1 protein-coding gene is annotated in these 9,580 nt (G+C 45.2%); it reads right to left on the minus strand.

What is annotated here, in order from left to right; translation table 11 throughout:
- Nucleotides 1–98: 98 nt before the first annotated feature.
- Complete coding sequence (locus L4C39_RS12330; protein ID WP_429746148.1) at nucleotides 99–9,557, minus strand: VCBS domain-containing protein; 9,459 nt, start codon at nucleotides 9,555–9,557, stop codon at nucleotides 99–101.
- Nucleotides 9,558–9,580 lie beyond the last annotated feature (23 nt).

A 9,580-nucleotide genomic window follows, 5' to 3' on the forward strand; every position in this document is an offset into this window, starting at 1 on the left:
CACGACCATGTTCTCGCTACTTATGTTCTCACCACGAAAGCGTCATCACTCAGCATAATCCATACGCCTTGCTGAGTGATTCAGCTACATCTTATAACTTACCCATCCACTTTCAGAATATGCAGGTCATCTTGCATAATACTCAGTAAATCGGCGGAAGAAATATCTGCGATATCCGGAACGTTATTAGGATTCAATTGCTCCCAACCGACTCCATCCAACACAATATCAGTCTGCCCACCTTGATTATCTAGTACTGAAATGACGGTACTCACCTCATCATCGAGCAAGGAAATATCGTCATTGACCGTAATTTCAATGCGTGAAAGTAGGTCATCAACCGATGGTGATGGCGGCAATAAATCAGAGATGTCGACAACGTCATGGTCAATAGAGAAATCACTCACGGTGTCAACAGATGGCATAGCAATGGTTCCTGAATGCTGCTCATCAAAGACAAAGCTATCATGCCCTGCACCACCAGACAGAATATCATCAGCGATAGTGCCATGAAGCTCATCGTCACCTTCATGCCCTTTCGTATCGGATAAGTTCAACTGGTTAGATTCAACCAATTTACTCACTCTCTCGGCACCCGATAGCAAACTCGCGTCTTCACCATATAACGAGTCTAGATCAACGCCCTGCAAAGTAATCGTCTGTAATGGCTCACCGAGTTCATTGTTAATCGTAATCAGAGCTTCGTTATCCACCTCTGTGATCTCAATTCTCTCCGCAAGCTCAGCGGAACTCCAAACATCATCAATATTCACAACGTCATGCAAATCAATCGTATCAATATTGATGTCGAAGTCTTTGACGATATCATTGCCAGGTAAAGCCACACTGCCCATAGAGCTACTTAACCATTTAAAGGTATCGGCTTGACCAGCATCACTTCCATCTTGCGGCCCTCCCCAAAGCAACTCATTATTTGTAGACCCCGTTAAAATATCGTCACCGACAACACCTTGCTGAATATGATTACCCAACACATTAATCGTTATCACCTGTTCAACACTATTCACACCATCTGATATCTCGACAGTGAAAGTATCTTGAGCCGTGTCTCCAGCAGCAATATTTGAGGTGCTTCCCGCGGTGATGTCATATATCCAATCACCTGTCGCAGTATTGAAAGAGAGAGAGCCATAGGTACCGGTCGCACTGGAGGTTAAAGACCAACTCAAATCTGTTGGGGAAGAATCAATATCCGTTGCCGTCACCTGCCCTGATATTTGATCGATATAATCTTCTTGCACATCTCCTGTGCTTGAACCTGCGATCACAGGTTTATCGTTATCACCGACCAATGTGACACTAATAATCTGCGGTGTACTTGCCCCGCCTTCATCGATCACATGGACTGTGAACGTTTCGGTAATAGGTGTAGTAGACAGCGCTTGAGAGAGCACCGCATCGAGTGTGTAAGTCCAAACACCTGTACTGCTGTTGATAGCAAACACCCCATAACTGGATTGCCCAGATGTGAATGCGTAACTGACATCTTGATTCTCAGGGTCTTGACCCAGGATAGTGCCAGTAGCCAGCGTCTGAACCTCTTCAGTGACACTACCTAAAGTCACGCTTGTATCTGCGATAGTTGGCTTATCATTGGTTCCTACGACATCCACAGTCACCACCTGTGAAGTCATTCCACCGTTTCCATCATCAACATGGATGGTAAACGTATCTTGGACCGTTTCATCAACTAATAAGTTAGCTTTCGCTGGGTCTATGGTATAAGTCCAATCACCTGTGACACGATCAATATGCAGGTCGCCGTAACTGCCCTCTTTGTCTTGTGAATTATCGTCAAATTTAAACGCATGCTCATCAGAAGTGTCTTTATCAAAAATAACTAACGAGCCACTATCTACAGATACGCCTTCTTCTTCAACTCGTCCATTCACCTCGCTATTAGCAAGTTCAACTGAAGGTAAATCATTGGTTCCGTTGACCTCAAACTCGACAAGTTGAGTGTCAGAAAAACCATGTTCATCTGTGACTTTTACCATATATTGAAGAGTGATTGATTCGCCGACAGCGAGCTCTTGGAACTCATCAAGTGTATTATTGAAATCGAAATCCCACGCCCCTGATGTTGAATTGACCACTAACGTGCCACGAGAATCTCCGCTAACCACTTGCCAATTGTGAGTGTCGGTTAAATCTGGATCGCCACTATCGAAGACTCCAGACAGCGAGGTTAAGGTATCTTCACTCATTTGCTGTGTGGCAATCGCGACGATATCTGGCGCGTCATTAGTACCGTTGATCGTCACAACGATATCCATTGGAACGGATTCACCACTGTGGTTATCTTTAGCGATGATCTGCACTGTATCTGTCGTTGACTCTCCTTGAGCCAAGCGGATAACCGCAGGGTTCGTTTCGTCAATTTCATAAGTCCAATGACCATTCGCATCAATACTGATAGCCCCGAGTGTGCCATCGGTTTTTACATGGTAGGTGGTGGTATCACCCACATCGACATCACTTGCCGCTAACTTGCCCGTTGCAGTACTGCCATCAACCGCAGAAACCGCCCCTGAATCGTCACCAGAAAGAGTAGGCAGATCATTACTTCCCTCTATGTGGACTGTCACAGTACGTGTGACCGATGCACCCGAATCATCTTTTGCTGTCACTATAAAGGTTTCACTTGCCGACTCACCTTCGGCTAATGCTTGAACATGAGCGGCTGAGTTATAAATGCTATAGCTCCACTCTCCATCTTCATCAATGGTGAACTCGCCATAAGTCCCTTTTAGCGATGTGCCATCAGCAATGGTTTTTGGTACAAATTTAACCGTATCACCGGAGTCAACATCATCCGCGGTTAAGTTGCGAGTGACACTGACAACGTTATCTTCACTGAGAACGGCACTATCAACCCCCGCGATGGTTGGCGCTTCATTGGTTCCGTGGATCGTGACAATGATGTCTTGCGTATCAAATGTCGATGGGTCGCCCAGATTAGAAGCATGATCTGTCAACTGAACGTTGAAGGTTTCAGTTAATGTATCGGCTGGTGTTCTACCATTTAGGGCTATGACATCTGGGTTAGTTTCATCAATATCATAAGTCCACTTACCATTTTCCCCCAACGAGAACACACCGTAAGTGCCTGCAATACTGTTATCAATCCATGTATGTGTATCGGTATTATCCACATCACCCGTGGTTAACTGACCAGAAATAGAGCCACTGTTGTCGGCATCAACTGAGCCTGTAATTTTACCGCCAATGCTCGGGATATCATTAGTCCCTGTAACATCAACTACAATCTCTAATAATTCCGGAGCTCCATGCTCATCAACCACGGTTTTTCCATTCTCATCCACCACGTAAACCGCGAAAACATCTTGTACAGAATCACCATCTTGTAGCCCTTGAACCGCAGTACTATTATTATCAAGAGTGAAGACCCAGTGACCATTCGCATCGACAGTTATGTTACCGTATGTACCTGCACCATCCACCAGTGTCCATGTCGGATTAACCCCTAGACCTGAATCTGCGGGGAGCTGTAGTGTTCCATCTTGTGTAATAACGCCATCGACTGCACCATCTTGATCATCAATATCTTCTTGAGCATTCAACCGTAGAATTTCGACATCACCTAAAGATATATCCTCAGCGGAACCAACCACTTTAATTTGGATCTCTCTCGTATCAATCAATCCATCAGAGTCGACGACTTTTATGGTGAAGTTATCGTACTGAACTTCCCCCGCATCCAATCCGTTTACAACTGAACCATTATCTAACTGATATTCCCACTCGCCCGTCACGCTATTCAAGGTTAACGAACCATAGATGCCTACAGCATTTGTTTCAATGCTCCAAGTATGTGAATCACCAAAGTCAGGATCATCAACACCCAACACACCACTGATGTTGGTCGTTATATCTTCTATGGTTTCACCGACAACAACGAGGTCATCTTGCGTGGCTGGAGTGTCTGTCGCAAAAGTAATTTCAGGTTTGTCATCAGTACCATTAATCGTAATATTTACAGTGTAAAAACCACTTCCCGTATTAATGCGCCAAGTTTCATTGATCACTTGCCCCGTTTTAAGCCCTTGAACTAAGGCAGAATCGTTAGCCAGTTGATACTCCCACTCTCCTGACGTGGCATTTTTAACTAAAGATCCAAATGAACCACCATCGACAGGCTCAGCAGTTCCTGCAATGTTCAATGGCAAACCACCAGGATCAGTCAAAGCGGTTTGTACTAGTGTGCCATCTTCAGTCACTTCTGCTCTCAAGATCTCAATCGGTGTACCACCAGAGCCGGAACCACTATCATTGTCCCAACCGTGAACCTCAATAGTGATGGTGTGATTCGCCGATTTCCCGCCATCATTATCGGTTCCTGATACGTAAAATGTTTCTGTTGCCACGTCTCCAGGGTTCAGTGCTTGTGTATCAGGATCGGTATTATCCAGCACATACAGCCACTCACCATTATTACCCAGTGTTAACGTACCAAATTTACCCACACCAAAATCTGCACCGCCATCTGCACTCGCATCCTCAATCGCCCAACTGACCAATGAACTGTTATTATCCACGTCCGTAGAGACCAATTGCCCCGAAGCTTGTAGCAACGAGTTATCCGCAAGATCGGCACTATCTTCAACCACAGAACCAGAAGAGGCTCCGCTAATCAACGGAATGTCATTGGTTCCCTTTATTGTGATCTCTATGTCTTGTGTGACGACACCACCGAAGTCATCTGTCGCGACGACATTAAAGGTTTCGGTTTTACTATCACCTTCCGCGAGCGATTCGATCAACGCGGCATTTGGAGTAAATTTCCAATGACCATCAGCGTCAATACTGAAAGTACCGTAATTCCCTTGATAAGGCGCACTCTCTGGCACAGGTGTAAATTGGGGAGTATCTAAATTATCAATATCGTCTAAATCAAGTTTGCCTGACAGGTGATCCGGAGTTTGGTTTTCGGTGAAGGTATCGCTGACATCGCCAGAAATCGTAGGTAAGTCGTTGCTGCCTTGGATGGTCACCGTGACGGTTTTTGTCGAAGTCGCGCCGTGCTCATCTTCAACCGTTACGTCAAACGTCTCGGTAAGATGCTGATTAGGATTCAGGTTTTGCACCGCATCAGTGTCTTTATTTAAAAGGTACGTCCACGCACCAGTAGAAGACATGATGAAGTTTCCGTGGCTACCTACCAAGCTCGAAGGTGACCATATATGGTTATTATCGTCAGCATCAGGGTCGCCATCTTGGAGTTGACCGCTAATCGTTGAGACATCTTCACTAATGGTTTTACTAAGCGCACCCTTGATATTTGGCGCATCGTTAGCCCCGTCAATATCGATCACGACCGTCTTAACTGAGGTTTCACCAAACTTATCAGTCACGCGGATTTGAATCGAATCATGCAGCTCACCCACATCACCTTGGTCTAATTGGTTCACTGCATTATTGCCGTTATCTAAGCTGTATGACCAAGAACCATTAGGGTTAAGCGTCAAGGTGCCATACTGCCCCGTTGAACCAATGATTTCCCAATCCAGCACATCGTCTCTGTCAGGATCACCTGAATCGAACGTCCCTGAAATCAGATTAGGTATGGCATCTTCAACAATGCTATAGCTCGCATCCAGATTAATATCAGGGGTTGTATTTGTTCCCGCAACATCAATGTTAACGGTGATTAATGTGGTCGCCCCATCAAGGTCTGTCACTTCGACTTGGAAGCTATCCGTTTCATTAATTCCAGGCGGGATCTCTCGCGTCGCGTATCGATCGCTATCTAAATGATAGGTCCACAGACCATTTGAATCGACTTCTAACGTTCCGTACGTGCCATTAGCAACGCCATCAACATCTTCCGATAACACTTTCCACGTATGTGTATCGTTAACATCAATGTCGCTTACTACCAACTGACCTGAAGCCACTTCTTTACTACCTGAATCTTCAATCACACTGCCAGAAGTCGTGCCCGTTAGCGTTGGTTTATCGTTCGAACCATGAATCGTAACGGTGATGGTTTCTTGATTCGAGGTACTGTTTGAGGTGCCGCTGTCATCTTTGACCGTGACATAAAACGTTTCGGTCAACGACTCGGTCGACAAAAGTTCTTGAACCGAAGAGTTAGTATTATCCAGTACATAAGTCCATTTACCATCATCGTCAATCGAAATCGAACCATAATGACCTTTGCCCGTTTTAAGTGACCAAGAGTGATCATCGGTTGTATCAACGTCCCCATGATTCAATGTGCCCGATGTAGTGATATCGGCATTAATATCATTCGCTGGGAAGTCATCTTCTGTCACGGCATTGGCGAAGGTTCCTGAAATTACGGGTTGATCATTCGTACCCACAATGTCTAGAGACACTTCCTGTGTGTCGACTTGATTGTGTTTATCGATCACTTGAATCGTGAACGTTTCTTGTACCCTTTCGCCTTCCGCTAAAGCTTGAGTGTTTGTGCCTTGCAGCAGAGTACTTTCGAGATCATAAGTCCACTGTCCATTTTGGTCGATAGTGATCGAACCATAGGTGCCTTCCTGACCACCCACAATCGACCACACGTGGGTTTCATTTTCATCAGGATCGCCTGAGAGGAGTTGGCCTGTCGCTTGAGTGGTCACGTCTTCGGTTAACAGCCCATTAGAGACACCATTAATGTCAGGTTTGTCGTTATGCCCAATAACTTCAACGTTAACTTCGTGGAAATCTTTTCCGCCCCGACCATCAGTCACTCTAATTCTAAAGGCTTGCTCTTGATAAGTGACTCCCTCTTCCATGAAGTTCGATTTTGCAGGGTCTAAGGTGTAAGTCCAAACGCCATTATTATCAACGGAAATCGAGCCATACAGACCTTGAGTACCGCCAACCACTCTCCACTGGTGATTATCAGAAGTGGGGTAAACATCGACATCACTGACACCAAGATCGCCTTGAGCCGTAAAAACACGATCCTCAATCACTAGACCTGTATCGTTATGCGCCCCATCAATCACTGGCGCATCGTTGGTACCTTTCACTTTAACGGTGATAACTTGTGTATCAATACCACCATTATCATCATCGACTTGAACGGTGAATTTTTCTTTATAGACTCTGTTTTTCTGTAGCTCTTGAGCTTTATCATTATCAATAACATAAGTCCAAGAACCACTATCAGGATCGATACTAAACGTACCATATCGACCAGCACCATCCTCGTTTGCAGCTAAACCCCAGACATGATCATCGGTAAGATCCACATCACCTGTATTTAAATCACCAGAAATCGATCCTGAATTTTGGTCTTCTTTGATGAGTAAACTGGTATCCCCCGAAATATTGGGGGCATCATTGGTGCCGTTAATTGTAATTACAATCTGAGTAGAATCTTGTCCGGAATGGCCGTCATCAACCAACACATCAAATGTTTCTTTGCGAGTCTCGTTCGCCGCGAGGAAATCAACTTTGGTGTCATCTAATGTATATTCCCAAAGCCCGGAAGCCGTGAGCGTGATGGTTCCATACAAACCTTGATAGCTAGCAGGGGAAGCATTAGTGGCAGGGCTACCTTCAAGGTTCCAAGTATGTCCATCAAGCACATCATCATCTGAAACCATCAACTGGCCTGAAGCTTGATTATCGCTTGCAATATCCTCGGTAACCGAACCGGCATCTGGCCCTGAAATTTCGGGCAGATCATTGGTTCCTTTGATGCTGATTACAATATTTTCCTGGCGAGTTCCGCCTAGACCGTCATCCACCTCAACCGCAAAGGTTTCAGTCCGCGTTTCACCTTCTGCTAATTTTTGAGCGGCAACGTTATCTAAGGTATAGGTCCACACACCAGCGGTTGTAATCGAGATTTCTCCAAATTCACTATCGGTGAGACCGACCATGCGCCACGTATGAGTTGCGCCATCATCAACATCTTGTGCTATTAGAGTGCCAGTTGCCGAGTAGATGTTATCTTCTTGCACGGTTTCAGCAAGGGAACCCACAACGGCATGTGGTGCATCATTCTGGCCTGTAACTGTTATCGTTACGGTTTGGATCTCACTCGCGGTACCACTATTGTCGGTGGCGGTATAAGTGAAGGTGACCGTCTCTTGAACACCAACTTTGAGGTGATCAAAAGCATTCTGCGGATCAAAATCAAAACTACCATTCGCATTAAAGTCTAAATGCCCTTTGCCAACACTAGACACCAATTGATAATTGGCGATCGTGCCATCAACATCAAAAGCATCAGTTACTTGAGATGATAATATTAGATTCTCTGTTGTGCTTTCTGTTGAATCATAAGCCACGGGACCGTCATTGGTGCCTTCAATCGTGACCTTAACAATTTGAGTCGTTCCATCCACGGCAGTCACTGTGAATTCACTAACAAGAGGTGCGCTTGTGGTATTCAGGTTGTCATAAGCGCTGTGAGCATCAAAAGTCCAGTGGCCAGACGTATCGATGCTGAATGTTCCGTATTGCCCTGCATTGGTTTGGGCCTTAAATTCATTGGCATTATCAACATCAAGGTTAGTCAAATCGCCACTAGTCGAAAGTGCAGCGTCGGTTTCTTGTAAAACTTTAACCAAATCACCGTCGATCACAGCCGCATCGTTAGAACCATTGACTGTAATCGTTAACGTTTCAGTATCCGTTCCGCCTTTACCATCACTGATCACATATTGAATTTGAACGTCAGCGGTTTGGTTATCGTTGAGGTAATCAAACTGACCATCGGTGAAAAATGTCAGCTTATTATCGATAATTTCAACTCGACCTTTTAGATCGGAACCACTGCCATCAAGTAAAGTAATGGTTGCAGAAGTAATGGTGAGATTTGAGTTATCTACATCGGTATCATTTGAAAGCACATCCACAACAACAGACGGACTATCTTCTCCCAGTGACGAAACATCTGCCGTCGCGACAGGGGCATCATTGGTTCCACTTATGGTTACGGTTATATTCGTTTCGGTTCCGTCCGCTGATTTCACGGTGAAAACATCGACTAAAGGTGCATCATCTACATTTAGGTAATCGAAGGTTTCCTTCGCGACAAAGGTCCACACTCCAGCACTATTGATATTGAAGATGCCATAGTTGCCAGCCTGATTAACAATAGGTTGAATTGTATTATCACCGTCCACATCAACGACATCTAAATCTCCCGATGTTGATAAAACGGCATCGGTTTCAACTAAATCTCGGCTACTGATATTTGAGAATTGAGCATCATCATTCACGCCAGTAATGGTCACTGTGATGGTGTGTTCGGTACCGTCTAGCGATTTGACGGTGAACTGTTCTGATTTTGTCTCACCTTCTCCTAGATACTGTACTTTGTCATTGGCGACGGAGTAATCCCAGTTGCCTAATTCATCAATGGTGATACTGCCAAGTGCGTCAGTGGCAGGTGCGACACTGCTAATATCAAACTTCGCTTCGTCAGTGCCATCAACATCAGTGATCTCCAACTTGCCCGAATCACTGAGCGTTGGGTTGGCGGCATCTTCAATTACGGCACCTGTATCGACACCCGTAATGACTGCGGCATCATTCACGCCCGTAATGGTAACGGTAATAG

This window comes from Vibrio clamense (genome assembly GCF_050337905.1).
Classification (GTDB): domain Bacteria; phylum Pseudomonadota; class Gammaproteobacteria; order Enterobacterales; family Vibrionaceae; genus Vibrio; species Vibrio cortegadensis.